Origin of the sequence: Klebsiella sp. 1SOBk10mer (assembly GCF_046602535.1) — a bacterium.
Taxonomy (GTDB): Bacteria; Pseudomonadota; Gammaproteobacteria; order Enterobacterales; family Enterobacteriaceae; genus Klebsiella; species Klebsiella quasipneumoniae.
This window is the reverse complement of record NZ_JBKIUP010000007.1, coordinates 325631-351802: the sequence shown is the minus strand read 5'-3', so window position 1 is coordinate 351802 and position 26172 is coordinate 325631. Positions and strand designations below refer to the sequence as shown.

Annotated in this window: 23 protein-coding genes, 1 rRNA gene and 1 riboswitch; of the genes, 12 read left to right on the top strand and 12 right to left on the bottom strand. The window is 56.6% G+C overall.

The window, feature by feature from the left end; translation table 11 throughout:
• Positions 1–92: ribosomal RNA gene (gene rrf, locus ACLH1I_RS19775) — 5S ribosomal RNA — on the top strand; the annotation flags it as partial.
• A gap of 191 nt (positions 93–283) precedes the next feature.
• Here rrf and ACLH1I_RS19770 read toward each other — a convergent pair.
• Complete coding sequence (locus ACLH1I_RS19770; RefSeq protein ID WP_004206832.1) at positions 284–739, bottom strand: acetyltransferase; 456 nt, start codon at positions 737–739, stop codon at positions 284–286.
• 156 nt (positions 740–895) lie between these two features.
• On the opposite strand from ACLH1I_RS19770, the gene metA reads away from it, so the two are divergent.
• The 4 genes from metA to aceK all read left to right on the top strand — a co-directional run bounded on the left by metA (position 896) and on the right by aceK (position 6958).
• On the top strand, positions 896–1825 hold the full coding sequence (gene metA / locus ACLH1I_RS19765) for a homoserine O-acetyltransferase MetA (protein ID WP_004206830.1): 930 nt from the start codon (positions 896–898) through the stop codon (positions 1823–1825).
• 260 nt (positions 1826–2085) lie between these two features.
• Entirely contained in the window at positions 2086–3687 is a 1602-nt protein-coding gene (gene aceB, locus ACLH1I_RS19760) for a malate synthase A (RefSeq protein WP_032456808.1), read from the top strand.
• 79 nt (positions 3688–3766) lie between these two features.
• The gene (aceA, locus tag ACLH1I_RS19755; RefSeq protein WP_004206828.1) at positions 3767–5071 is read left to right on the top strand and encodes an isocitrate lyase; all 1305 of its coding nucleotides are present in this window, start codon (positions 3767–3769) and stop codon (positions 5069–5071) included.
• A gap of 102 nt (positions 5072–5173) precedes the next feature.
• Positions 5174–6958, top strand: coding sequence for a bifunctional isocitrate dehydrogenase kinase/phosphatase (gene aceK / locus ACLH1I_RS19750; protein WP_004206827.1), 1785 nt, complete (start codon positions 5174–5176; stop codon positions 6956–6958).
• Between the two features lie 52 nt (positions 6959–7010).
• Here aceK and iclR read toward each other — a convergent pair whose 3' ends face one another.
• Positions 7011–7841 (bottom strand): glyoxylate bypass operon transcriptional repressor IclR, encoded by an 831-nt coding sequence (gene iclR / locus ACLH1I_RS19745; RefSeq protein ID WP_004206826.1) that lies wholly within the window; start codon positions 7839–7841, stop codon positions 7011–7013.
• A gap of 194 nt (positions 7842–8035) precedes the next feature.
• On the opposite strand from iclR, the gene metH reads away from it, so the two are divergent.
• The gene (gene metH, locus ACLH1I_RS19740) at positions 8036–11719 is read left to right on the top strand and encodes a methionine synthase (protein WP_017900133.1); all 3684 of its coding nucleotides are present in this window, start codon (positions 8036–8038) and stop codon (positions 11717–11719) included.
• A 129-nt stretch (positions 11720–11848) separates the two neighbouring features.
• Positions 11849–13480, top strand: a complete 1632-nt coding sequence (locus ACLH1I_RS19735) for a Na/Pi cotransporter family protein (protein ID WP_004206824.1) — start codon at positions 11849–11851, stop codon at positions 13478–13480.
• Positions 13481–13592: 112 nt separating this feature from the next.
• On the opposite strand, the gene pepE is transcribed toward ACLH1I_RS19735, so the two are convergent.
• A complete protein-coding gene (pepE, locus tag ACLH1I_RS19730; protein ID WP_004206823.1) occupies positions 13593–14282 on the bottom strand; it encodes a dipeptidase PepE in 690 nt (229 codons plus the stop codon).
• Positions 14283–14480: 198 nt separating this feature from the next.
• Between pepE and rluF the strand changes: the two genes are divergently transcribed.
• The gene (rluF, locus tag ACLH1I_RS19725; RefSeq protein WP_017900131.1) at positions 14481–15356 is read left to right on the top strand and encodes a 23S rRNA pseudouridine(2604) synthase RluF; all 876 of its coding nucleotides are present in this window, start codon (positions 14481–14483) and stop codon (positions 15354–15356) included.
• On the opposite strand, the gene ACLH1I_RS19720 is transcribed toward rluF, so the two are convergent.
• Positions 15353–15625: a DUF3811 domain-containing protein gene (locus ACLH1I_RS19720; protein ID WP_004177859.1), complete on the bottom strand. Its 273-nt coding sequence runs from the start codon at positions 15623–15625 to the stop codon at positions 15353–15355. The two genes, rluF and ACLH1I_RS19720, sit on opposite strands and share 4 nt — an antisense overlap.
• A 200-nt stretch (positions 15626–15825) precedes the next feature.
• Here ACLH1I_RS19720 and ACLH1I_RS19715 point away from each other — a divergent pair, with 200 nt between their 5' ends.
• Both ACLH1I_RS19715 and ACLH1I_RS19710 read left to right on the top strand, forming a co-directional pair.
• Complete coding sequence (locus tag ACLH1I_RS19715) at positions 15826–16182, top strand: type II toxin-antitoxin system RelE/ParE family toxin (protein ID WP_004206820.1); 357 nt, start codon at positions 15826–15828, stop codon at positions 16180–16182.
• Complete coding sequence (locus tag ACLH1I_RS19710) at positions 16179–16517, top strand: helix-turn-helix domain-containing protein (protein WP_004206819.1); 339 nt, start codon at positions 16179–16181, stop codon at positions 16515–16517. The genes ACLH1I_RS19715 and ACLH1I_RS19710 overlap by 4 nt, the downstream gene beginning before the upstream one ends.
• A gap of 36 nt (positions 16518–16553) precedes the next feature.
• On the opposite strand, the gene panS is transcribed toward ACLH1I_RS19710, so the two are convergent.
• Both panS and lysC read right to left on the bottom strand, forming a co-directional pair.
• A complete protein-coding gene (gene panS / locus ACLH1I_RS19705; protein WP_017900130.1) occupies positions 16554–17483 on the bottom strand; it encodes a ketopantoate/pantoate/pantothenate transporter PanS in 930 nt (309 codons plus the stop codon).
• A gap of 138 nt (positions 17484–17621) precedes the next feature.
• A complete protein-coding gene (lysC, locus tag ACLH1I_RS19700; RefSeq protein WP_017900129.1) occupies positions 17622–18971 on the bottom strand; it encodes a lysine-sensitive aspartokinase 3 in 1350 nt (449 codons plus the stop codon).
• 179 nt (positions 18972–19150) lie between these two features.
• A riboswitch (Lysine riboswitch) is annotated at positions 19151–19386 on the bottom strand.
• A 348-nt stretch (positions 19387–19734) separates the two neighbouring features.
• Between lysC and pgi the strand changes: the two genes are divergently transcribed.
• Complete coding sequence (gene pgi / locus ACLH1I_RS19695; RefSeq protein ID WP_004206271.1) at positions 19735–21384, top strand: glucose-6-phosphate isomerase; 1650 nt, start codon at positions 19735–19737, stop codon at positions 21382–21384.
• Positions 21385–21432: 48 nt separating this feature from the next.
• Here pgi and ACLH1I_RS19690 read toward each other — a convergent pair whose 3' ends face one another.
• The 6 genes from ACLH1I_RS19690 to ACLH1I_RS19665 all read right to left on the bottom strand — a co-directional run bounded on the left by ACLH1I_RS19690 (position 21433) and on the right by ACLH1I_RS19665 (position 25308).
• The gene (locus ACLH1I_RS19690; RefSeq protein WP_017900128.1) at positions 21433–21888 is read right to left on the bottom strand and encodes an acyltransferase; all 456 of its coding nucleotides are present in this window, start codon (positions 21886–21888) and stop codon (positions 21433–21435) included.
• An 8-nt stretch (positions 21889–21896) separates the two neighbouring features.
• Complete coding sequence (locus tag ACLH1I_RS19685; RefSeq protein WP_135712191.1) at positions 21897–22406, bottom strand: GNAT family N-acetyltransferase; 510 nt, start codon at positions 22404–22406, stop codon at positions 21897–21899.
• Positions 22407–22514: 108 nt separating this feature from the next.
• The gene (locus ACLH1I_RS19680; protein WP_043519204.1) at positions 22515–22895 is read right to left on the bottom strand and encodes a RidA family protein; all 381 of its coding nucleotides are present in this window, start codon (positions 22893–22895) and stop codon (positions 22515–22517) included.
• 19 nt (positions 22896–22914) lie between these two features.
• Complete coding sequence (locus tag ACLH1I_RS19675; RefSeq protein ID WP_004206276.1) at positions 22915–23235, bottom strand: AzlD domain-containing protein; 321 nt, start codon at positions 23233–23235, stop codon at positions 22915–22917.
• Positions 23228–23968: an AzlC family ABC transporter permease gene (locus ACLH1I_RS19670; protein ID WP_004206277.1), complete on the bottom strand. Its 741-nt coding sequence runs from the start codon at positions 23966–23968 to the stop codon at positions 23228–23230. Before ACLH1I_RS19670 ends, ACLH1I_RS19675 begins: the two co-directional genes overlap by 8 nt.
• Positions 23969–24030: 62 nt before the next feature.
• Positions 24031–25308, bottom strand: coding sequence for a serine dehydratase subunit alpha family protein (locus ACLH1I_RS19665; RefSeq protein WP_100098483.1), 1278 nt, complete (start codon positions 25306–25308; stop codon positions 24031–24033).
• A gap of 370 nt (positions 25309–25678) precedes the next feature.
• On the opposite strand from ACLH1I_RS19665, the gene psiE reads away from it, so the two are divergent.
• Positions 25679–26089 carry a phosphate-starvation-inducible protein PsiE gene (psiE, locus tag ACLH1I_RS19660; RefSeq protein ID WP_004206282.1) on the top strand — a complete coding sequence of 137 codons (411 nt, stop codon included), beginning with the start codon at positions 25679–25681 and terminating at the stop codon, positions 26087–26089.
• Positions 26090–26172: the final 83 nt, after the last annotated feature.

Here is a 26172-nt window from a genome sequence, read left to right as displayed (position 1 = left end):
CCACCTGACCCCATGCCGAACTCAGAAGTGAAACGCCGTAGCGCCGATGGTAGTGTGGGGTCTCCCCATGTGAGAGTAGGGAACTGCCAGGCATCAAATAAAGCAGAAAGCTCAGTCGAAAGGCTGAGCTTTTTTGCGTTTGTGTCATCCGGGGAGGGTGCCGGCATGCCCCCCCGGTGGCGCTGCGCTTACCGGGGCTACACGATCCGTAGCCCGGACAAGGTGCGCAGCACCGCCTCCGGGGGAGGCTCCTGTCCAAGGGTTAGCAGTTGCGACGTCAATCTTAGTCTGCTTCAGCCTGCTGCTCATGTATCAAATTCAATAACGGATACGGTTGCCCCAGATCGTCCGTTTCAGACCGCCCTGTCACCCTAAAACCCATTCTCTGATAAAACCCGACCGCTTGTTCATTCTGCTCATTTACGTTGGTCGTCAGCTTCGGCGTTAACGACAGCGCATGCTCAATCAGCAATCTCCCCACACCGCAGCCGCGGACATCTGGATCGACGAACAGCGCATCCATATGATCTCCGGTCAGTAGCATAAAGGCGATCGGCTGGTCCTCCGTGTTAACCGCCACCCACAGCGGAGCCTCCGGTAAAAATGCGCGTACCATCTCCTCCAGCTCCTTTCGATACGCTTTTGACAGAAAGTCGTGGGTGGCGTCGACCGACCGACACCAGATCGCAATCAGTTTATCCCCTTCATCAGGCCGGGAACGGCGGATGCTAATAACCATATTTTCTCCTTTTCTTCATTCTTATATTCTAACTCAATGCGCGCCGTGAAATTTTCTCACCGTGAACATGCAGACTCGACATTCACCCGATTCCTGGTTATCTTCAGCTATCTGGATGTCTAAACGTTTATACGTATGCTATGAGGTAATAGAGTTATGCCAATTCGGGTGCAGGACGAGCTACCAGCCGTCAATTTCTTGCGCAATGAAAACGTCTTTGTAATGACGACAACGCGTGCAACAACTCAGGAAATCCGCCCCCTGAAGGTGTTAATCCTCAACCTGATGCCGAAGAAAATCGAGACGGAGAATCAGTTCCTGCGTCTGCTGTCGAACTCTCCGCTGCAGGTGGACATCCAGTTATTACGCATCGATGCACGTGAGTCACGTAATACGCCGGCGGAGCATCTGAATAACTTTTACTGCAATTTCGATGAGATCTGCGATCAGAACTTTGACGGCCTGATCGTCACCGGCGCTCCTTTAGGCCTGGTTGAATTTAATGATGTCGCTTACTGGCCGCAGATCAAACAGGTGCTGGAGTGGGCCAAGGATCACGTCACTTCGACGCTGTTCGTCTGTTGGGCGGTGCAGGCCGCGCTGAATATTCTGTACGGCATTCCCAAGCAAACCCGTGCCGAAAAGATTTCTGGCGTCTATGAACACCATATTCTACACCCACACGCCTTACTGACCCGCGGTTTCGACGACTCTTTCCTCGCCCCACACTCACGCTATGCTGACTTTCCGGCAGGGCTTATCCGTGACTATACCGATCTCGAGATCCTCGCGGAGACAGAAGAGGGCGATGCGTATCTGTTCGCCAGTAAAGATAAGCGTATCGCCTTTGTCACCGGCCACCCCGAGTACGATGCCAATACCCTGGCAAGTGAATATTTCCGCGATGTGGAAGCCGGTTTGAACCCTGAGGTTCCCCACAACTATTTTCCGCAAAACGACCCGCAGAACAAACCGCGCGCTACCTGGCGCAGCCACGGTAATCTGCTGTTCGCTAACTGGCTGAACTATTACGTCTACCAAATTACACCATACGATCTGCGGCATATGAATCCAACGCTGGAGTAATACTCCGCACGAAACGATCCTAAAGCGTTTCAGCACTTTGCCTCTGGCACCTTCGGGTGCCTTTTTTATTTCCGAAATTCACCTCACAGCTGATGATAACTTTAATTCCATTGTTATCAATATGTTAATGTCATTTTAAAATTAAAATGGAAATTGTTTTTGATTTTGAAAATTAATTGAGTAGTCTTAATTGTGCTGAGCGAAAACTGCACAACGATCTTTCGCTCGCTTCCAGCGGATCAACCAAGAGGAGCAGCACAATGACGCAGCAGGCGACAATCACCGATGAACTGGCCTTTAGTCAGCCCTATGGCGAGCAGGAGAAGCAGATCTTAACGCCTGAGGCGGTAGAATTTCTGACGGAACTGGTGAGCCGCTTTACGCCGGCGCGCAATAAACTGCTGGCCGCGCGTCTGCAGCAGCAGCAGGCTATTGACGATGGACAGCTGCCGGATTTTATTTCGGAAACTGCTTCCATTAGAAATAGCGACTGGACCATTCGTGGTATCCCGGCGGATTTGCAGGATCGCCGCGTTGAAATTACCGGCCCCGTCGAGCGCAAGATGGTCATTAACGCGTTGAACGCTAACGTAAAAGTCTTTATGGCGGACTTTGAGGATTCGCTGGCGCCTGACTGGCGTAAAGTCATTGATGGTCAAATCAACCTACGCGATGCCGTGAACGGGACCATCAGCTACACCAATGAGGCTGGCAAAATCTATCAACTGCAGCCCAATCCCGCTGTGCTGGTATGCCGTGTGCGCGGTCTGCACCTGCCGGAAAAGCATGTGACCTGGCGTAATGAGGCCATCCCCGGCAGTCTTTTCGATTTTGCGCTCTATTTCTTTCATAACTACCAGGCGCTGCTGGCGAAAGGAAGTGGTCCCTACTTCTATCTGCCAAAAACCCAGGCCTGGCAAGAGGCGGCATGGTGGAACGATGTCTTCAGCTTTACTGAAGATCGCTTTGATTTGCCGCGCGGCACCATCAAGGCCACGCTGCTGATTGAAACACTGCCGGCGGTGTTCCAGATGGATGAGATCCTGCATGCGCTTCGCGACCATATTGTCGGCCTGAACTGCGGCCGCTGGGACTATATCTTCAGCTATATCAAGACGCTGAAAAACCATCCGGACCGCGTACTGCCGGACCGCCAGGTGGTGACGATGGATAAACCCTTCCTTAGCGCCTACTCACGGTTGTTGATTAAGACCTGCCACAAACGCGGGGCGTTTGCGATGGGCGGGATGGCGGCCTTTATCCCGAGCAAAGATGTCGAGCGTAACCGTCAGGTGCTGAATAAAGTCACCGCCGACAAAGAGCTGGAGGCGAACAACGGTCACGATGGCACCTGGATCGCCCATCCTGGGCTGGCGGATACCGCCATGGCGGTGTTTAACCGCGTGCTCGGCGACAAGCCGAATCAGCTCTCGGTGACCCGTAGCGAGGACGCGCCCATTACCGCCGAACAGCTGCTGGCCCCCTGCGAGGGCGAGCGCACGGAAGCCGGGATGCGCGCCAACATTCGCGTGGCGGTGCAGTACATCGAAGCCTGGATCTCCGGCAACGGCTGCGTACCGATTTATGGCCTGATGGAAGACGCCGCGACAGCCGAGATCTCGCGCACCTCTATCTGGCAGTGGATCCATCATCAGAAAACCCTGAATGACGGCACGCCGGTCACAAAAGCGCTGTTCCGCCAGTGGCTGGCGGAAGAGCTGATGGTGATTCAGGAAGAGCTGGGAGAGCACCGCTTCAGCCATGGCCGCTTTGACGATGCGGCGCGGCTGATGGAGCAGATTACCACCTCCGACGAACTGATTGATTTTCTGACATTACCGGGCTACCGCCTGCTGGCCTAATCGCCAGATGGTGTGGTTCGCCATTTAGTCCTTCACCAATGCGCCTGGAGAGCCAGGAAATTATATGGAGCATCTGCACATGAAAACCCGTACCCAACAAATCGAAGAATTAAACAAAGAGTGGACGAACCCGCGCTGGGAAGGGATTACCCGCCCGTACAGCGCGGAAGAGGTGGTGAAATTACGCGGCTCGGTGAACCCGGAATGCACGCTGGCGCAGCTTGGCGCGGCGAAAATGTGGCGTCTGCTGCACGGTGAAGCGAAGAAAGGGTACATCAACAGCCTTGGCGCGCTGACCGGCGGCCAGGCCTTACAGCAGGCGAAGGCCGGCATCGAAGCCATTTATCTCTCCGGCTGGCAGGTGGCGGCGGATGCTAACCTGGCGTCCAGCATGTACCCGGATCAATCGCTGTACCCGGCCAACTCGGTACCGGCGGTGGTGGATCGGATCAACAATACCTTCCGCCGCGCCGATCAGATCCAGTGGTCAGCCGGGATTGAGCCGAACGATCCGCGCTTTATCGACTATTTCCTGCCGATCGTGGCGGATGCGGAAGCCGGTTTTGGCGGCGTCCTTAATGCCTTCGAGCTGATGAAATCGATGATTGAAGCCGGTGCAGCGGCTGTTCACTTCGAAGATCAGCTGGCGTCGGTGAAGAAGTGCGGTCATATGGGCGGTAAAGTGCTGGTCCCGACCCAGGAAGCGATACAGAAATTGGTGGCGGCGCGTCTGGCGGCTGACGTGATGGGGGTCCCGACGCTGGTGATCGCCCGTACCGATGCTGACGCTGCCGATTTAATTACCTCAGACTGCGATCCGTACGATCGTGAGTTTATTACCGGGGATCGCACCAGCGAAGGGTTCTTCCGCACCCACGCCGGGATCGAGCAGGCGATCAGCCGCGGGCTGGCCTATGCGCCGTATGCGGACCTGGTGTGGTGTGAAACGTCGAAACCGGATCTTGAGCAGGCGCGTCGCTTTGCTGAAGCCATTCATGCGCGTTTCCCGGGCAAACTGCTGGCCTATAACTGCTCGCCGTCGTTTAACTGGAAGAAAAATCTCGATGATAAAACCATCGCCAGCTTCCAGCAGCAGCTGTCGGACATGGGATACAAGTACCAGTTTATTACCCTCGCCGGGATCCACAGCATGTGGTTCAACATGTTCGACCTCGCCCATGCTTACGCTCAGGGTGAGGGGATGCGCCATTATGTTGAAAAAGTGCAGCAGCCGGAATTCGCCGCCGGGCCGGAAGGCTATACCTTCGTCTCGCATCAGCAGGAGGTGGGTACCGGCTACTTCGACAAGGTCACCACCATTATCCAGGGCGGTGCCTCGTCGGTGACGGCGCTGACCGGCTCGACCGAAGAAGATCAGTTTTGAGCCATGCCCGGTGGCACGACGCTAACCGGGCCTGTGAAGGGATCCAGGCCGGATAAGCGAGCGCGCCATCCGGCCTGACGTGGTGCCGGATGGGGGAGTTCGATGACGCGTGGTCTGGAATTACTGATTGCCCAAACGATATTGCAGGGATTTGACGCTCAGTATGGGCGTTTTCTCGAAGTGACTTCCGGCGCGCAGCAGCGCTTTGAACAGGCCGACTGGCATGCGGTGCAGCAGGCGATGAAACAGCGGATCCACCTCTATGACCACCATGTGGGTCTGGTGGTGGAGCAGCTGCGCTGCATCACGGAAGGAAAGAGCACGGATGCCGACTTTTTGCTGCGGGTGAAAGCCCACTACACCCGTTTGCTGCCGGATTACCCTCGTTTTGAAATTGCCGAGAGCTTTTTCAATTCGGTCTACTGCCGCCTGTTTGACCACCGCTCGCTGACCCCCGAGCGGCTCTTTATTTTCAGCTCGCAGCCCGAGCGTCCTTTTCGCACCCTTCCGCGACCGCTGGCGAAAGATTTTTTTGCCGATCGCGGCTGGCCGCACCTGCTGGGTAAAGTGCTGTCCGATCTGCCGCTGCGGCTGCCGTGGCAAAATAAAGCGCGGGATATCGGCTATATCATTGCCAGTCTGCAGGAGGCGCTGGGGGAGGAACTGCTCGCCACCTGTCATCTGCAGGTCGCCAATGAGCTGTTCTATCGTAATAAAGCCGCCTGGCTGGTGGGCAAACTGGTGATGCCGATGACCACGCTGCCCTTTTTGCTGCCGATCCATCGCAGCGACGAGGGCGAGTTGTTTGTCGATACCTGCCTGACCACCCATGCCGAAGCGAGCATCGTGTTTGGCTTCGCGCGTTCCTATTTTATGGTTTATGCGCCACTGCCCGGCGCCCTGGTGGAATGGCTGCGCGAGATCCTGCCGGGGAAAACCACGGCCGAGCTGTATATGGCGATTGGCTGCCAGAAGCACGCTAAAACCGAAAGCTATCGTGAATATCTGCACTACATCGCTCGCTGCGATGAGCAGTTTATTGAGGCGCCGGGCATTCGCGGGATGGTGATGCTGGTGTTTACCCTGCCGGGGTTTGACCGGGTGTTTAAGGTGATCAAAGACCGCTTCGCGCCGCAGAAAGAGATGACCGCCGCCCACGTGCGCGCCTGCTATCAGCTGGTAAAGGAGCATGACCGCGTCGGGCGGATGGCGGACACGCAGGAGTTTGAAAATTTCGTGCTGGAGAAACGACAAATCGCGCCGGCGCTGCTGGCGCTGCTGCAGGCGGAGGCGGGGAACAAACTGACCGACCTCGGCGACCGGATTGTCATCAGTCATCTGTATATTGAACGGCGAATGGTGCCGCTCAACCTGTGGCTGGAGCAGGTTAACGGCCAGGCGCTACGCGATGCGGTAGAAGAGTATGGGAATGCTATCCGCCAGCTGGCCGCCGCCAACATCTTTCCCGGTGATATGCTGTTTAAAAACTTCGGCGTCACCCGCCACGGCCGGGTGGTGTTCTACGACTATGACGAAATCTGCTATATGACGGAAGTGAATTTTCGCCAGATCCCACCGCCGCGCTATCCCGAGGATGAACTGGCCAGCGAGCCGTGGTACAGCGTCTCGCCGGGGGATGTGTTCCCGGAGGAGTTCCGCCACTGGCTGTGTGCCGACCCGCGCATTGGGCCGCTGTTTGAGGAGATGCATGCCGACCTGCTGCGCGCCGACTACTGGCGCGAACTGCAGACGCGGATTAAAAACGGCCATGTGGAAGATGTCTACGCCTACCGGCGCAAGCAGCGTTTTAGCGTGCGCTATGGCGCCGACAGTAGGCCGGATAAGGCGTTTACGCCGCCATCCGGCAAGGTGCGCCGATCTGCCTGATGGCGCTACGCTTATCAGGCCTACTTAAAATGCCCCGGTGGGGCATTTTTTTTTATTTAACCCCGCCGTATGCCAGCGTGACCTCTTTCGCGGCCTTAATGACCAGCGCGCCCAGCTCGGTCACCCGGTCATCGGTCATGCGTGAGATGGGGCCGGAGATGGAGATTGCCGCGAACGGTTCGCGGTGTTCATCATAAATGCAGGCGGCGACGCAGCGGAGGCCGAGCGCGTGCTCCTCGTCGTCGAACGAGTAGCCCCGCTTGCGGGTCTGCGCTAAATCTTCCTTCAGATGCAGCGGCGAGACCAGCGTGGCATGCGTATAGGCATGTAGCCCTTTACGGTGCAGGAGGCTGGTAACCTGCTCTTCGCTCAGCTGCGAGAGAAACGCCTTCCCGGCGCCGGAGGCGTGCATCGGCAGTTTTCCGCCGATCGGCGCCGACATCCGCATCAGCTGGGTGCACTGCACCTGGTCGATAATGATCGCCTGGTGGTCGCTCTGGTCAAGCACTGCCAGATTCACCGTTTCACCGGAATCTTCCATCAGCTGGCGCAGGATCGGGTGGACAATCGCCAGCAGATTGCGGCTTTGCAGAAAGCTGCTGCCGACCACGAAGGCATGCGCGCCGACGGCCCAGTGGCCCAGCTCGCCGACCTGGCGGACGAAACCCAGCTGCTGCATGGTGGTCAGCAGGCGGTGAGTGGTTGAGTTAGGCAGACCCGCCTGCTGCGCCAGCTCGGTCAGCGCGACGCTGCTGTGGGATTCGGCAATCCATTCGAGCAATTTCAGGCCGCGGGTCAGCGACTGAACCTGACCGCCAGCCTGCTGGGCGGTGGCAGCCGCGGGTTTTCTGCCGCGTTTCGCGGGAACGGGGGTAGTGGCCATCGCGGACTCCTTTTTCTGTATCGTGGAAATAATTTTCGTTTTATTTGGCGATAATGCAATCACTACCGGACTCATCGGAGGAGTGAAGCTGAACATGTCTCATATTGCCCGTTGTTGTCTTTTCCGCTCCGGTGGTTTATGCCAGTATGGTTTGTTGGCTATTTGGCCTGAGTTGAGCGTTGTCGGGAGCAAGTGTGAGCAGCAAAGTTGAGCAACTGCATCAGCAGTTAAAAGAACGTATTCTGGTTCTGGATGGGGGCATGGGCACCATGATCCAGGGCTATCGTCTGAGTGAGCAGGACTTTCGCGGTGAGCGCTTTGCTGACTGGCCGTGCGACCTGAAAGGCAACAACGACCTGCTGGTGCTCAGCAAGCCCGAGGTGATCCGTGAGATCCACGACGCCTACTTCGAGGCCGGCGCGGATATCATTGAGACCAACACCTTTAACTCGACAACCATCGCGATGGCGGATTACCAGATGGAATCCCTGTCGGCAGAGATCAACTTTGCGGCGGCGAAGCTGGCCCGCGCCAGCGCCGACGCCTGGACGGCCCGCACGCCGGAAAAACCGCGCTACGTGGCGGGCGTGCTTGGCCCAACTAACCGCACCGCCTCTATTTCGCCTGATGTGAACGATCCGGCGTTCCGTAATATTACCTTTGACCAGCTGGTGGCCGCCTATCGCGAGTCCACCCGGGCGCTGGTGGAAGGTGGCGTGGATCTGATCCTGATTGAAACGGTATTTGATACCCTGAATGCCAAAGCGGCCATCTATGCGGTGAAAGAGGAGCTGGAGGCGCTGGGCGTTGACCTGCCGCTGATGATCTCCGGCACCATTACCGATGCCTCCGGCCGCACGCTTTCCGGGCAGACCACCGAAGCTTTCTATAACTCGCTGCGCCACGCCGAAGCCTTATCGTTTGGTCTGAACTGCGCCCTCGGGCCGGACGAACTGCGCCAGTACGTCCAGGAGCTGTCGCGCATCGCTGAATGCTACGTCACCGCGCACCCGAACGCCGGCCTGCCCAACGCCTTCGGCGAATACGATCTGGATGCCGATACCATGGCGGCGCAGATCCGCGAATGGGCGGAAGCCGGTTTCCTTAATATCGTCGGCGGCTGCTGCGGTACGACCCCGGAGCATATCGCCGCCATGAGCCGGGCGGTAGCGGGCCTGCCGCCGCGCCAGCTGCCGGAAATCGCGGTGGCCTGCCGCCTCGCCGGCCTTGAGCCGCTCAATATCGGCGATGACAGCTTGTTCGTTAACGTCGGCGAACGTACCAACGTTACCGGCTCGGCGAAATTTAAACGCTTAATCAAAGAAGAGAAGTACAGCGAAGCGCTGGACGTCGCGCGTCAGCAGGTGGAAAGCGGCGCGCAGATTATCGATATCAACATGGACGAGGGGATGCTCGACGCAGAAGCGGCGATGGTGCGCTTCCTCAACCTGATTGCCGGCGAGCCGGACATTGCCCGCGTGCCGATCATGATCGACTCCTCCAAGTGGGAAGTTATTGAGAAAGGCCTGAAATGCATTCAGGGCAAAGGCATCGTTAACTCGATTTCGATGAAAGAGGGCGTCGAACCCTTTATCCACCATGCGAAACTGGTTCGCCGCTACGGCGCTGCGGTAGTGGTGATGGCCTTTGACGAAGTGGGCCAGGCTGATACCCGCGAACGTAAAATTGAGATTTGCCGTCGCGCCTACAAAATCCTCACCGAAGAGGTCGGCTTCCCGCCAGAAGATATTATCTTTGACCCGAATATCTTTGCGGTGGCGACCGGTATCGAAGAACACAATAACTATGCCCAGGACTTTATCGGCGCCTGCGAAGACATCAAACGCGAGCTGCCGCATGCGCTGATCTCCGGCGGGGTCTCCAACGTCTCCTTCTCTTTCCGCGGCAATGACCCGGTTCGTGAGGCGATCCACGCCGTATTCCTCTACTATGCGATCCGCAACGGCATGGATATGGGGATCGTCAATGCCGGTCAGCTGGCCATCTATGATGACCTGCCGGGCGAGCTGCGCGACGCGGTGGAGGACGTGATCCTCAACCGCCGCGATGACAGCACCGAAAGATTGCTCGAACTGGCGGAAAAATATCGCGGCAGTAAAGTTGACGACGGCGCCAATGCCCAGCAGGCGGAGTGGCGCAGCTGGGAGGTGAAAAAACGCCTCGAATATTCGCTGGTGAAGGGCATTACCGAATTTATCGAACAGGACACCGAAGAAGCGCGTCAGCAGGCTGCCCGCCCGATTGAGGTGATCGAAGGGCCGCTGATGGACGGCATGAACGTGGTCGGCGATCTGTTCGGCGAAGGCAAAATGTTCCTGCCGCAGGTGGTGAAATCCGCTCGCGTCATGAAACAGGCGGTGGCCTACCTTGAGCCGTTTATCGAAGCCAGTAAAGAACAGGGCTCCAGTAACGGCAAAATGGTGATTGCCACGGTAAAAGGCGACGTTCATGACATCGGCAAAAACATCGTCGGCGTGGTGCTGCAGTGTAATAACTACGAAATCATCGATCTTGGCGTGATGGTCCCGGCGGATAAAATTCTCAAAACCGCCAAAGAGGTAAACGCGGATCTCATCGGCCTTTCCGGGCTGATTACCCCGTCGCTCGACGAGATGGTTAACGTGGCGAAAGAGATGGAGCGTCAGGGCTTTACCATCCCGCTGCTTATTGGCGGCGCAACCACCTCGAAAGCGCATACGGCGGTGAAAATCGAGCAGAACTACAGCGGCCCGACCGTTTACGTACAGAACGCCTCGCGCACCGTCGGGGTGGTGGCTGCGCTGCTCTCGGATACGCAGCGCGATGAGTTTGTCGCCCGCACGCGCAAAGAGTATGAAACCGTGCGTATCCAGCATGGACGTAAAAAACCGCGCACCCCGCCGGTGACTCTGGCGGCCGCACGGGAAAACGATCTGGCCTTTGACTGGGAGAGCTATACGCCGCCGGTGGCCCATCGCCTGGGGATTCAGGAGGTGGAAGCCAGTATCGAGACGCTACGCAATTACATCGACTGGACGCCGTTCTTTATGACCTGGTCGCTGGCGGGTAAATATCCGCGCATTCTGGAAGATGAAGTGGTAGGGGAAGAGGCGCAGCGCCTGTTCAAAGACGCTAACGAGCTGCTGGATAAACTGAGCGCAGAGAAAACCCTCAACCCGCGCGGCGTGGTGGGCCTGTTCCCGGCCAACCGGGTGGGCGACGATATTGAAATCTATCGCGATGAAACCCGCACCCATGTGCTGACGGTGAGCCATCACCTGCGCCAGCAGACGGAGAAGGTCGGCTTCGCCAACTACTGCCTCGCCGACTTTGTGGCGCCGAAGCTGAGCGGCAAAGCGGACTACATCGGCGCCTTCGCCGTCACCGGCGGCCTGGAGGAGGACGCGCTGGCGGAGGCCTATGAAGCGCAGCATGACGACTATAACAAGATCATGATCAAGGCCATCGCCGATCGTCTGGCGGAAGCCTTCGCCGAGTATCTGCACGAGAAAGTGCGCAAGGTCTACTGGGGGTATGCGGCCAATGAGAACCTCAGCAATGAGGAACTTATTCGCGAGAATTACCAGGGGATCCGTCCGGCGCCGGGGTATCCGGCCTGTCCGGAGCACACTGAAAAAGGCACCATCTGGCAGTTGCTGGACGTCGAAGCCCATACCGGCATGAAGCTTACCGAATCGTTCGCCATGTGGCCGGGGGCATCGGTTTCCGGCTGGTATTTCAGCCATCCGGACAGCAAGTACTTCGCCGTGGCGCAGATCCAGCGCGACCAGGTCGAAGACTACGCGCGGCGTAAAGGGATGACCCCGGCGGAAGTCGAGCGCTGGTTAGCCCCTAATCTGGGCTATGATGCGGACTAGTCGTCATCTTTCCTTACAACTAACAAGGCGCTCTGTGAGCGCCTTGTCTCTTTATTGAGGTTAACCCCTTATACTGAGATAGGTTCCAGAACGTCGGAACACCTATAACGATAAGGAGAAGCTGATTCCGTGTTAACTCTGCTACACCTGTTGTCCGCGGTCGCTCTGCTGGTGTGGGGCACGCATATCGTGCGTACCGGGGTGATGCGCGTCTATGGCGCTCGCCTACGTACCGTTCTCAGTAGCAGCGTAGAGAAAAAGCCGCTCGCCTTCTGCGCGGGTCTTGGCGTGACTGCGCTGGTACAAAGCAGCAATGCCACCACCATGCTGGTGACCTCGTTTGTCGCCCAGGATTTAGTGGGCCTCACGCCGGCGCTGGTGATGGTGCTGGGCGCCGACGTCGGGACGGCGCTGATGGCGAGGGTACTGACCTTCGACCTGTCGTGGCTGTCGCCGTTGTTGATATTTATCGGGGTGATTTTCTTCCTCGGCCGCAAGCAGACCCGCGCCGGGCAGCTGGGGCGAGTGGGGATCGGCCTTGGGCTGATCCTGTTGGCCCTGGAGCTGATTGTGCAGGCCGTCCACCCCATTACCCAGGCCAACGGCGTGCAGGTGATTTTTGCCTCGCTGACCGGGGATATCATGCTGGATGCCTTGATTGGCGCTGTATTCGCGATCATTAGCTACTCCAGCCTGGCGGCGGTGCTGCTGACCGCGACGCTGACCGCGGCGGGAGCGATCTCTTTCCCGGTGGCGCTGTGCCTGGTGATTGGCGCCAACCTGGGATCGGGGCTGTTGGCGATGCTCAACAACAGCGCGGCGAACGCGGCGGCGCGCCGGGTGGCGCTGGGCAGCCTGCTGTTTAAGCTGGTGGGGAGCCTGATCATTCTGCCGTTCGTCCATCCGCTGGCCGCGGCGATGCACAAGCTGCCGTTGGCGGAGTCTGAGCTGGTTATCTACTTTCACGTCTTTTATAACCTGCTGCGCTGCATCGCGATGGTGCCCTTTGCCGGACCGATGGCGAAGCTGTGCCAGCGCATGATCCGCGATGAACCCGAGCTGGATAACCATCTCAAACCCAAGCATCTTGACCCGTCGGCGCTGGACACCCCGGCGCTGGCGCTAGCCAACGCCGCGCGCGAGACGCTGCGCATTGGCGACGCGATGGAGCAAATGCTGGAGAGCCTGCATAAGGTGATGCATGGCGAACCCCGTCAGGAGAAAGAACTGCGCCGCATGGCGGACGATATCAACGTCCTCTACACCGCCATTAAGCTCTATCTGGCGCGAATGCCAAAGGATGAGCTGGCGGAAGAAGAGTCCCGGCGCTGGGCGGAAATTATTGAGATGTCGTTAAACCTCGAGCAGGCCTCCGATATCGTCGAGCGGATGGGCAGCGAGATCGCCGATAAATCGCTGGCGGCGCGTCGCGCCTTCTCGGTGGAAGGGTTAAAGGAGCTGGACGCCCTGTACGATCTGCTGCTCAGCAATCTGCAGCTGGCGATGTCGGTCTTCTTCTCCAGCGATGTGCCGAGCGCTCGTCGCCTGCGGCGCAGCAAACACCGGTTCCGCATTCTTAACCGCCGCTACTCGCATGCGCACGTTGACCGTCTGCATCAGCAGAACGTGCAGAGTATCGAAACCAGTACGTTGCATCTGGCGCTGCTGGGGGATATGAAGCGCCTGAACAGCCTGTTCTGCTCGGTGGCTTACAGCGTGATGGAGCAACCGGATGAAGACGACGAACGGGATGACTACTGAGCCATTCCCCGGCGACGCTGTGCTAACCGGGGTTTTGCGTTTGGACGTCCCGTTGAGGCAGCCCGGATAAGGCGCAATGCGCCGCTATCCGGGAAACGTTAGCCACCCAGGCTCAGAAGCGGTGGCCCGCAGGCAGGGTTATCGCTTCTTCCCCCGCTTTGAACAACAGCGTCGGGTTCGGGCCACCGAGCGTCGCGTGACCATCGGTGACCTGGATCCAGTTTCCTTCCGGCAAACCAATCACCGTTAATTCCGGCGCCACGACCAGCAGTTCGCGGATACGCTGTTCGCGGGTTTCGCCCTGATGCCCGGTCGGCAACGCGTTGGTGAAGTGCGGGTTAATCTGTAGCGGGAACAGCCCCAGCGCATCAAATCCCTGCGGATCGACAATCGGCATATCGTTGGTGGTGCGAATGGTCGGGCAGGCGAGGTTTGAACCTGCGCTCCAGCCGATATACAGCGCCCCGCGTTTGACGACATCGACAATCGGCGCCAACAGACCGCGACTGCGGCACGCTTTCAACAGCTGGAAGGTGTTCCCGCCGCCGACGATCACCATCTCGGTGCTTTCAATGGCGGCGATAGGGTCGTCGACGCTGTGGATACCGGTTACGCTGACCGCCATGGGCGCCATAACCGCAGCCACTTTGGCCGTGTAATCATCCCAGGATTGCGTCACGCCAGCGAAGGGGATGAATACCGCCTTACGGCGGCCTTTGACCTGACCGGCAATCAGCGGCAGGGCGTGTTCCAGCCAGGCTTTCCCCGGCAGCGTGGAGTTACTGAGTAACAGCAGTTCCATCTTTTCTTCCTGTTTTAAAAATATTATTGAAGCAGAAATTCTAGCATCGCCCCCATACCGGCGCGCTGATATGGCGCATGATGTAGGTAAGCGGAATGCTGTTCACAAGCCCGACGAAGCTTCTGGATAATGAATCATACAATCCAGGTTTTTTCTCGCCCACAAGGTAGGGTATATTTCGCTTTTACAGGAGAATCTATGCTGCCCGACTCATCAACCCGATTAAACAAATACATCAGTGAAAGCGGCATCTGCTCGCGTCGCGAAGCGGACCGCTTTATTGAACAAGGCAACGTCTTTATCAATGGCAAGCGCGCCACGATTGGCGATCAGGTGAAGCCTGGCGACCTGGTCAAAGTTAACGGACGGTTGATTGAGCCGCGCGAAGCGGATGATCTGGTGCTGATTGCGCTAAATAAGCCGGTCGGCATTGTGAGCACCACAGAAGACGGCGAGCGCGACAACATTGTCGATTTCGTCAACCACAGCAAGCGTATCTTCCCTATCGGCCGTCTGGATAAAGACTCCCAGGGGCTGATTTTCCTCACCAATCATGGCGACCTGGTGAATAAGATCCTGCGTGCCGGAAACGACCATGAAAAAGAGTATCTGGTTACGGTCGATAAGCCGGTGACCGATGAGTTCATTCGCGGCATGGGCGCGGGGGTACCGATTCTCGGGACCGTGACCAAAAAATGTAAGGTAAAGAAAGAAGCGCCGTTCGTTTTCCGCATCACCCTTGTGCAGGGGTTAAACCGCCAGATCCGTCGCATGTGCGAGCATTTTGGCTATGAAGTGACGAAGCTTGAGCGTACGCGGATTATGAACGTCAGCCTGACGGGGATCCCGTTGGGTGAGTGGCGCGATCTGACCGATGACGAGCTGATCGACCTGTTCAAGCTGATTGAAAACTCCTCTTCCGAAGCGAAGCCGAAAGCGAAGCCGAAGGCCAAAGCGGCGACCCCCGGGATCAAGCGCCCGGTGGTGAAGGTGGAAAATAGCAACGATAAAGGCCGCCCGGCTGGCAACGGCAAACGTTTCACCCAGCCGGGACGTAAAAAGAAAGGGCGCTAACGCCTGCCGCGGGTCGGCGTATTCGCCGACCAGGAAAAGGTTGCTTCCTTATCCGTCTTATAAGCCTGCTGTTTTTTCACCTGGCGGGCTTTCTTCGCTTCCGCTTCGCGCTGCGCCATCAGCTTATCGATATATTCCTTTTTCACGCTGTTCGTTTCCGCATTGCTCAGCGGGCGGCCGTGCGCAATGCGCGCGCGGTCAAGCAGCGTTTTCAATTCGCGCTGTTCGCGCTCGGTCATCTCTTTTTGTGTAATTCGGGGGAGTGCCATGGTGGTGCCCTCAGTCAGACCAGAGCACCCAGTGTACGGTAATCAGCGCAAAATAGAACGCATCCGGAAAGCGCCTCGCAGAATATTTCCCTCGTTCGTGACCCGTGAGGTGAACTGGCTTAGGGTAACGGCACGATCAACCTGTTATCGACGATAAATATCGGGCGAGTGGTGTATAAAATTTTATACAAGGATGTGGTATGCTCAATCAGCAACCAAGATTAAGGCGTATCGTCTGGATGGGCTCTTCCTTTGACGATCTGCGCCAGTTTCCTGAGGACGTCCGCAGAGATGCTGGATTCCAGCTTTATCGTTTACAGTCAGGTTTAGAGGCTGCGGACTGGAAAGCAATGCCTCAACTGGGGCGGGGGGTTGAAGAAATCCGCCTGCGCCACTTTTCCGGTGCATATCGGGTAATTTATCTGGCCCGTTTTGCAGAGGCGATATATGTCCTGCACTGTTTTAACAAAAAGACGCGCCGGACCGCCGAACACGAAAAACAGATTGTCAGAAGCCGTTTGCGGGTTATACAGCAGGAACACAGGAGTCATAAATGAATCGTAAGAGTGTGGATGGTATCCGTCATGTGACCTCTGAAGAGAGCAATATATTCAGTGAACTGGGCTTTGATGATGCTGACGCAGAGCAGCTTCGCGGACAAGCGGAAAAAGAAGTTGAGCAGTTGATGGCGCTTAAACGACAGTTAATGCAGGAAATCGCTGAGTGGATAGATGAACATCAATTGAAGCAGGCCGATGCTGCCGCGAAGTTGAGCATTTCGCGCCCACGCATTTCAGATGTGGTCAATCAGAAAACCAGTAAGTTTACCCTGGATGCGTTAGTCATGATGTTAATGAAGTTAGGTAAACCAGTACGTTTGCAGATTGGATAACGCACACGCCCGGGCCGGCGCCCGGACGTGTCACGCTCAGCGCTTGCTGGCTTTTTTGGCGATGGGCTTCCCTGACCAGTATCCGGCCAGCAGCGAACCGGACAGGTTATGCCAGACGGAGAACAGGGCTCCCGGCAGCGCCGCCAGCGGGCCGAAGTAAATTTTACCCAGCGCGGCCGCCAGGCCGGAGTTCTGCATCCCTACCTCGATCGCCAGCGTACGGCAGGTGGATTCATCAAAACCAAACAGACGTCCGCCCCAGTAGCCGCCGAGCAGGCCAATGGTGTTATGCAGGATCACCGCGATAATCACCACCAGGCCAACGGACGCGATATGGGCCGCGGAACCCGCCACCACCGCGCTGATGATCGCCAGAATGCACACCATCGAGAAAGCGGGGAGGAACGGTTCCACCGCTTTCACCACCTTCGGCAGCAGATGATGGACAATCAGCCCCAGGGCGATGGGAATGACCACAATCTGCAGAATGCTCAGCAACATCCCCATGACGTCGACCTGAATGTGCGCGTCGACGTACAGACGGGTCAGCAGCGGCGTCGCGATGACGCCGACCAGGGTGGAGACCGAGGAGATAGTCACCGACAGCGCCACGTCCCCTTTGGCCAGAAAGATCATCACGTTGGAGGCCGTCCCGCTGGCGACGCTGCCCACCAGCACCATCCCGGCGGAGAGCTCCGGCGGCATATGAAACAGCAGCGCCAGCAGCCAGGCGGCGAGCGGCATCACCAGATAGTGCAGAAATATCCCTGCAGCGACCGGCGCCGGACGCGACAGGACGCGTTTGAAATCCGCCAGCTTTAGATGTACCCCCATACCGAACATAATCAGCATCAGCAGGGTGGTAACCCACGGGCCGATCGGGGTGAAAGTGGTGGGGGTGTAATAGGCCAGAACGGAGAGCAGCAGCGCCCATAACGGGAACAGCCGCGTCAGAGTTGCGAGCATGTTGTGTTCCTTGCGATACGCAAACCGGCCGCGCCGAACCGGTAGGGCGGCGAGCTGGTCAGCTGGTTGTGTTGATGTTGTTATAAAAAAGCCGGGTTCGAGCCCGGCTATAGGTATTGTTTATCGTGCTAAGGAATTTTATTCAAACAAATTATGATGCAACGTCTGCACCACCTTCTCCGCATCGGCGCCAGGGACCAGGAAGCAGAGGTTGTGGCTGGATGCGCCATAGCAGATCATGCGGATGTTAAACGGATCAAGGACGCCAAACACCTCTTTGCCGACGCCGCAGGCTTTCGACAGCTCGTTGCCGATCAGGGCAACCAGCGCCAGGTCTTCTTCCACTTCCACGCGACACAGCGAGGAGAGCTCGGTCAGCAGCGCCTGGGTCAGCAGGGTATCGCCCGCAGAGGTTGAGCCAGTGGTGTCCATGGTCAGGGCCACGCTCACTTCGGAGGTGGTGATCAAATCGACGGAGATGTTATGGCGCGCCAGAATACCGAACACTTCGGCGAGGAAGCCGCGGGAGTGCAGCATATTCAGGCTGTGTAGCGTCAGCAGCGTCTGGCGGCGGCGCAGCGCCAGCGCGCGGAACAGCGGCGGGTTCTCGGTGGTTTTACACACCAGCGTACCGCCCGCTTTAGGTTCTTTACTGGAGCCGACAAATACCGGGATATCGCTGCGCACGGCAGGCAGCAGGGTCGCCGGATGCAGCACTTTAGCGCCGAAGGTGGCCATTTCCGCCGCCTCTTCAAAGGCGATGACGTCGATGCGTTTCGCCGCTGGTGCGACGCGCGGGTCGGTCGTATAGATCCCGGGCACATCGGTCCAGATATCGACGCGGGTGGCATTCAGCGCTTCGCCGAGCAGAGCGGCGGTATAATCGCTGCCGCCGCGGCCGAGGGTGGTGGTGCGGCCCTTCGCTTCGCTGCCGATAAAGCCCTGCGTCACCACCAGGCCTTCCGCCAGACGCGGCGTCAGCTGCTGCTGGGTCAGTTCGGCGACAGCGGCGATATCCGGTTCGGCGCGGCCAAAGCGATCGTTAGTGCGCAGCACTTTACGGGCGTCAAACCATTGCGCCTGAATTCCGCGTTCACGCAGAATCTCCACAAACAGCAGGGTGGACATCAGTTCGCCATGGCTGACCAGTTCGTCAGTCAGCGCGCTAGAGGAGGCGAGCGCGGCGGCTTCCGCCAGCGTGGTGATATTTTCCAGCAGGCGCTCAATCTCTTCGCGGATCACGTTGGGATAGCGCAAACGCTCCAGAATATTGAACTGGATCTGGCGCAGAGCGTCCAGCTGGGAAAAACGTTCGGTGGGTTCCAGCCCTTCCGCTAAGGCCACCAGAATGTTGGTCACGCCGGCAGAGGCGGAGAGCACAACAATACGGGTATTGGCATCAAGCAGCGCCACATCAATGCTGCGGTTCATCGCGTCAAAATCAGCAACGCTGGTGCCGCCAAATTTGGCGACGACTAAATCTGTCATAACAACCTCGTGTCAGGGGGCCTGACTTATTAAAACGATTCCTGAACACCTATCCTGGCAGGGGCTGGATGCCGCCGGATCGCAACAAAATGTCTTAATAAGCCAGGCCAAATTATTCAGCCATGGCACAAGGGAAGAGCGATAAACAGGGTGGCGCAGAATGATAAACAACTACGATGTCACCCAGAAGTGCTCCACCTTGTAGACCCGACTCACCGCTCTGGGCGCTGAAGTGTTCGGGTATGAAACGCCCGACTGCGAACGTTTCTGGTGACAACCCAGGGGATTCAGCCCCTGTGGCCGGTGAGGAGCGTAACCAGACGCTCTTTCACCTCGGCGTTGCTCCCCCTCACGTATTTTCGCCGGACTGGTTCCTCCAATACGGTTACCTGGGCAACGCACCTCTTCTGGCAATTACCGACGTCTTTCACCTGGCCGGGGGAATAAGGACATTATATCCCCCGCGAATACCCTTTCGCTGTAGCGTGAAATGCGCGAGCAATAGATACTTACAATACGTAAGCACTGCGGATATATAAAGGCTTAACGCCAGCTATGTCAACGCTGCGGTTATGCGGATTTTTCATGCCCCTGCGGCTAACAGAAAAAAGCCTTATGATAGCTATACTAATGGGGCTTTTTACTCCGTATTGACCCGATTCCTGACCGGCGTCAGGGACAAGTCACAAAAATCATCACAATTTTCCGTCACCGGCGCTACAATCGACCGAAGTCACAATCTCAAATCAGAAGAGTATTGCTAATGAAAAACATCAACCCAACGCAGACCTCTGCCTGGCAGGCATTACAGAAACACTTCGACGAAATGAAAGATGTCACTATCAGCGAGCTGTTCGCCAAAGATAGCGACCGTTTTTCTAAGTTTTCCGCGACGTTTGACGATCTGATGCTGGTGGACTTCTCCAAAAACCGCATCACCGAAGAGACGCTGGCTAAACTACAGGATCTGGCGAAAGAGACCGACCTGGCGGGCGCCATCAAGTCGATGTTCTCCGGTGAAAAGATCAACCGCACCGAAGATCGCGCGGTACTCCACGTCGCGCTGCGCAACCGCAGCAACACGCCGATTGTGGTTGATGGCAAAGATGTGATGCCGGAAGTGAACGCTGTGCTGGAGAAGATGAAAACCTTCTCTGAAGCGATTATCTCCGGTAGCTGGAAAGGCTACACCGGCAAACCGATCACCGACGTGGTCAACATTGGTATCGGCGGCTCCGACCTCGGTCCGTTCATGGTCACCGAAGCGCTGCGTCCGTATAAAAACCACCTCAACATGCACTTTGTCTCCAACGTCGATGGCACCCACATTGCCGAAGTGCTGAAGAGCGTCAATCCGGAAACCACCCTGTTCCTGGTCGCGTCCAAAACCTTCACCACCCAGGAGACCATGACCAACGCCCACAGCGCGCGCGACTGGTTCCTGGCGACCGCGGGCGACGACAAGCACGTGGCTAAACACTTCGCGGCGCTCTCCACCAACGCGAAAGCGGTTGGCGAGTTCGGCATCGACACCGCCAACATGTTCGAATTCTGGGACTGGGTTGGCGGCCGTTACTCCCTGTGGTCGGCGATTGGCCTGTCCATCATTCTCTCCGTGGGCTTCGACAACTTCGTTGAGCTGCTGTCCGGCGCGCATGCGATGGATAAACACTTCTCCACCACCCCGGCGGAGAAAAACCTGCCGGTACTGCTGGCGCTGATCGGTATCTGGTACAACAACTTCTTCGGGGCAGAAACCGAAGCGATTCTGCCGTACGACCAGTACATGCACCGTTTTGCCGCCTACTTCCAGCAGGGCAACATGGAGTCCAATGGTAAGTATGTTGACCGTAACGGCCACGCCGTGGACTACCAGACGGGTCCGATCATCTGGGGCGAGCCGGGCACCAACGGTCAGCACGCGTTCTACCAGCTGATCCATCAGGGCACCAAAATGGTACCGTGCGATTTCATCGCCCCGGCTATCACCCACAACCCGCTCTCCGATCATCATCCGAAGCTGCTGTCCAACTTCTTCGCCCAGACCGAAGCCCTGGCCTTCGGTAAATCCCGTGAGGTGGTGGAGCAGGAATATCGCGATCAGGGTAAAGATCCGGCGACCCTGGAGCACGTGGTGCCGTTCAAAGTGTTCGAAGGCAACCGCCCGACTAACTCCATCCTGCTGCGTGAGATCACCCCGTTCAGCCTCGGGGCGCTGATTGCTCTGTACGAGCACAAAATCTTCACCCAGGGCGCGATCCTCAACATCTTCACTTTCGACCAGTGGGGCGTTGAGCTGGGCAAACAGCTGGCTAACCGCATCCTGCCGGAGCTGAAAGACGGCAGCGAAGTCAGCAGCCACGACAGCTCCACTAACGGTCTGATTAACCGTTATAAAGCCTGGCGCGCATAACGCTTGCGCAGCTAAGACGGAATGCCGACCTTATGGTCGGCATTTTTTTTACAGCCGTCGCAGCAGGCGGGCTGGATTCCCCGCCCACACGCCTCTCTCGGTGATGGACTTCGTCACCACGCTGCCCGCGCCAATCACCACGCCGTCGCAGATACTGACGGCCAGAATCGTGGCGCCGCTACCGATCGACACGTCGTCGCCAATCTCAATCCGCCCCCAACTGGCGCGGTCGGCGTTTGGTTTGCCGTCGCGAAACAGATCGTTGGCGAACATCACCCCGTGACCGATAAAACAGCGCCGACCAATGGTGACGTACTCGCAGATAAAGGTATGAGACTGGATTTTACTCTCCGCGCCGATGCGGGTATTCCCCTGGATCTCAACGAACGGCCCGACGAAGACGTTATCGCCCAGCGTGCAGTTATACAGGTTGGCGGGCTGGTAAATAACGACATTTTCACCACAAACGACGTTACGTACGCCGGTGTCACGAAGCTCAGGCATAGTTCCTCTCATAGCGGTTTGGCCAGAATATGTAAGGTGCTTTGCTGGCTGGCGGAATGAAAAGTTGCGTCTCTGATGTGCTGCATCCCCTGGCGTTCGTAAAAACGGCGCGCGGCGGGATTCGCGGCGAGTACTTCCAGCCACAGCCAGCTTTCACCGGCCGTTTTTGCTCGCGTCTCGACGGCGTGAAAAATCTGCTCGCCGTAGCGGTGGCCAGTCTTCCCCGGCATCAGGTAGAGCTTATGCAGCAGCGTACCCGTCGTGCCGTCGTCAGCCATTCGCTGTTGATAGCTATATTTAGCGAAACCAACGGGGGAAGCGGCTTCGGCGATGAGCCAATGATGGTTGGCATCGGTAAGACTCCGATGTAGCGCATCTTCGGCATATTCTTGCTTAAGAAATAACGCCAATTCATCGGCATTGCGCCAGAGATGGGCGAAGTGGTGCTGGTAACTGGCATAACCCATCGCGCTCAGTTGTGGCGCGTCGTCGGGTAATGCCTTTCGGATAATCAACATGCTGCGTTCCTCGGGTCATTCAGTGGCTATAGTGCCTGTAATATGAACAACGTGGAACGACAAAAATCGGTGGGGAAGGGGCTGGAGGTTCTTCCTCCAGCCGGGGGGTTAACGGGCGAAAGCGATCGCTTCGATTTCGACGCCAGCGTCTTTCGGTAACCTGGCCACTTCCACGCAGGAGCGCGCCGGAAAGGCCGCCTGATGTTCGGTAAAGAAGGCCTCGTAGGCGGCATTGATGGCGGCAAAATCCGCCAGGTCTTTCACAAACACCGTGGTTTTGACGATCTGACCAACGCTGAGGCCGGCGGCTTCGACGATGGCTTTCACGTTCTCCAGCGACTGGCGCGCCTGTTCGGCAATGTCGTCGGGCATGGTGCCGTCCTGCGGATTAATGGGCAGCTGGCCGGAGGTGATGGTCATCGCGCCGAGATTGACGCCCTGAACGTACGGACCGATCGCGGCGGGTGCGTCAGCGGTAGTAATAATCATGGGGTTACCCTTCAAACAGTTACAGAAAATAATTCAACAGCACCAGTGAGCCGACGCCGCTGACCACCACCCACACCAGACCTAAACGGAAGCTGGCGAGCGTACAGATAATGGCGGCGATCACCTTCGGATTTTTTAAGTCGAACTCCATGCTGGAATTCACGCTCAGGATCTGAATGGTGATGATGGCCGGCAGGACGGTGACCGGCACGAAGCGCAATGTTTTGGTCACCCGCTCAGACATCTGGATCTTGCCTGCCAGGCCGATAAACGAGAAACGAATAAGAAAAGTGACCGCGGCCATGCCCAGCGTCAGGGCGATAAAGTAGCTATTACTCATTTTCCAGCGCCTCCACTAACGGCATATCGGATTCGGTTGTTGCCCTCTGCTTGCGCTCTTCCGCCAGGTCGACGCACAGGCCGGCGAGGACGCCGAGCACGGAGGCGACGACGATACCCAGCGAGTAGGGCAGGACCACTAACAGCACGCCGGAAACGGCGGCCACTACCGCGGCGACGGTGCAGGCCTGGCTTTTAATTTGCGGCACCACGATGGCGATAAAGGCGGCGACCATGGCGAAATCGAGACCGTATTTTTCAATGTGGGGAAACGAGGCGCCGACCAGCGCGCCAAGAAAATCGGCCAGCACCCAAATCGCCCAGAAGGTGATCATCGCCGAGCCATAAAACAGATATTTTTCCTTTTTATTTCCTTCCATCTCTTTGACGGTGGTGGCATACACCTCGTCGGTGAGCGCATAGGACATAAAGCATTTTTTAAAGAATGAGGCTTCGCGCACGGTACCGGAAATAGAGGCGCTATACAGCACGTGGCGAAGATTAATAATTAATGTGGTGAAAATAATCACGCCGAGCGTGGCGCCGGTTTTTAACATATTCAGTGCCAGCATTTGCGCCGAGCCGGCAATCACAATCGCCGACCACGCGGTACTTTGCCAGACGCTCATTCCGGCGCTGACGCTTAACGCGCCAACAATGAACGAGAAAGGAAAGTCCCCGATGCACAGGGGCATAATGGCGCTGGCGCCGCGTAATATGACTTTTTTATTCATCGTAAAATACCTGTTGGTGCAGGCAATAAATCATTATTGCGTAGGGTACAAAAGGGCTGGTCTTATTTGCTGACCATAATACGAATGATCTCTTTATCAGTTTGCGCCATAGGCTTAATCACGAGGCGGCACAGGTTATTAATCGACTGTTCGACGTCGGCGCAGACAATGCCGTCGTTGGCGCTGGCGCAGCGGTTTTGCATCGCCATCAATACAGATTTAAAGGCGCTGGAAACCACCGAGGACACCTTCATCGCGCAGCTGTTGGAGGCGCCATCACAAATCATGCCGGTAACATCGCTAATCATATTGATGATGGCGGTGTTGATGGTTTCGATATTGCGGGTAAACAGCCATGCCATACCGGCGGCGGCGCCCATGGCGGCGGTGGAGGCCGCGCACAGTGCGGACAGGCGGGTATAGCGCGAATGGATGGAAATGGCCGTCAGATGTGAGAGCGCCAGCGCGCGAGCGAGCGTCTCTTCATCGGCATTCAGATGCTCGGCGACGGTTACCACCGGCATGGTCGCCGCGATCCCCTGGTTGCCAGAGCCGAAGTTCGACATAGCCACCACCGGGGCGCCGCCCATACGCGCATCGGAAGCCGCGACGGTGTTGATAATGACCTCACTCATTAAGTCATTGCTTAACAAACCATTTTTAACGGCTTCAGAGAATGTTCCGTTAATATTCAACCCATACTTTTTCGATTTTCCTTCTGCAGCCAGTGCGCTATTGAGGCGGGCGGCTTCCAGAATAAACGTAATATTCTCAACCGGGGTGGAGATAATAAAGTCATACGCTTCCTGGAGAGAGAAAGTTGGCAGTTCGGCCTGCGCTGTGGCGCTATTTTCCCCGGCGTGTAATGGCTGCTGTTCGCCATTAATATATAACTCGACCACATTGGTATGCGTGCCTTTTACCACGACGCGACAGGTCTGGTCACCGGCGCTGAGGGTGAGATCGAGATGAATAAAGTCAGGCGTGTCCTGGACGTCAATATTAACGTGGCCGGCGTCCACCAGCGCTTGTGCCTGTTCCACATGCTGTGAAGTAATGCCTGCCAGGGTCTGTAATCCCTTATCGGCATCGCCGCCAAAGGCGCCGATGGCGGCGGCCAGCGCGACGCCATTAACTGTCGTGCCGGGAATCGTGACGCCCGTGGCGTTTTTATACAGGTTGGCAGAAATAAAACCGCTAATTTTTTCGCAGGGTATCGCTAAATGTTTCGCGGCGTAAGCGGTGGTAAATGAAATAGCAACGGGTTCAGTACAACCTAATGCTGGTACGACTTCTCGCTGTAGCCAGCGAATAAAAAGAGAGGATGTTTGGTCAGACATTATTATGATTCCTGGACGTAAGATGATGAGGAAATATGCTAAGGGAATCGGCAGAAAAAAACCTTCTCAAATAACCCTTTATTTATTAAGGTCTGGAGAAAAATTTTATTTTTAGCCATATCTAAACATGCAGGCTTGTATGTAAATTAAGCTATTGATTAACAATGATTGTATAAGCAAATTTTTATGCAAATCATGGGAATCAGTTATGTCGATCACACGCCGTTAAGGAGAGCATTTTTCTCTTTTGCCGAAATCCTGCCCTGAGGGCGAAAAAAATTAAAGCCCACGCGGTGAGGGGTAACTGTAGATCTGGATCACACTTTTGCGCTATACCGGACGCAACACGGACTGATTATGAGGTGTGAATATGTCGTCGGTTTATCGCCCACTGGTGAATTTTATCGCCACTGCGATGCAAACGGTTTTGAATCTTGGGCTGCTGTGCCTGGGGATTATCCTGATCGTCTTCCTCGGTAAAGAGACGCTGCATCTGGCCGATGTCCTCTTTACCCCGGAGCCGACCAGTAAGTACCGGCTGGTGGAAGGTTTGGTGGTCTACTTTCTCTACTTCGAGTTTATCGCGCTGATCGTCAAGTATTTTCAGTCGGGGTTCCATTTCCCGCTGCGCTATTTTGTCTATATCGGCATCACCGCGATTGTGCGTCTGATCATCATCGACCATGAGTCGCCGATGGCGGTACTTATTTATTCCGCCGCGATCCTGATTCTGGTGATTACGCTCTGGCTGTGTAACTCTAATCGCCTGAAACGCGAATAAAAAAAAGCGGCCTCCAGGGCCGCTGACCAACAGTCACAAATAGAATTTATGTAGGGTCCAGTTGAGGATAGCAGTGGCATTGG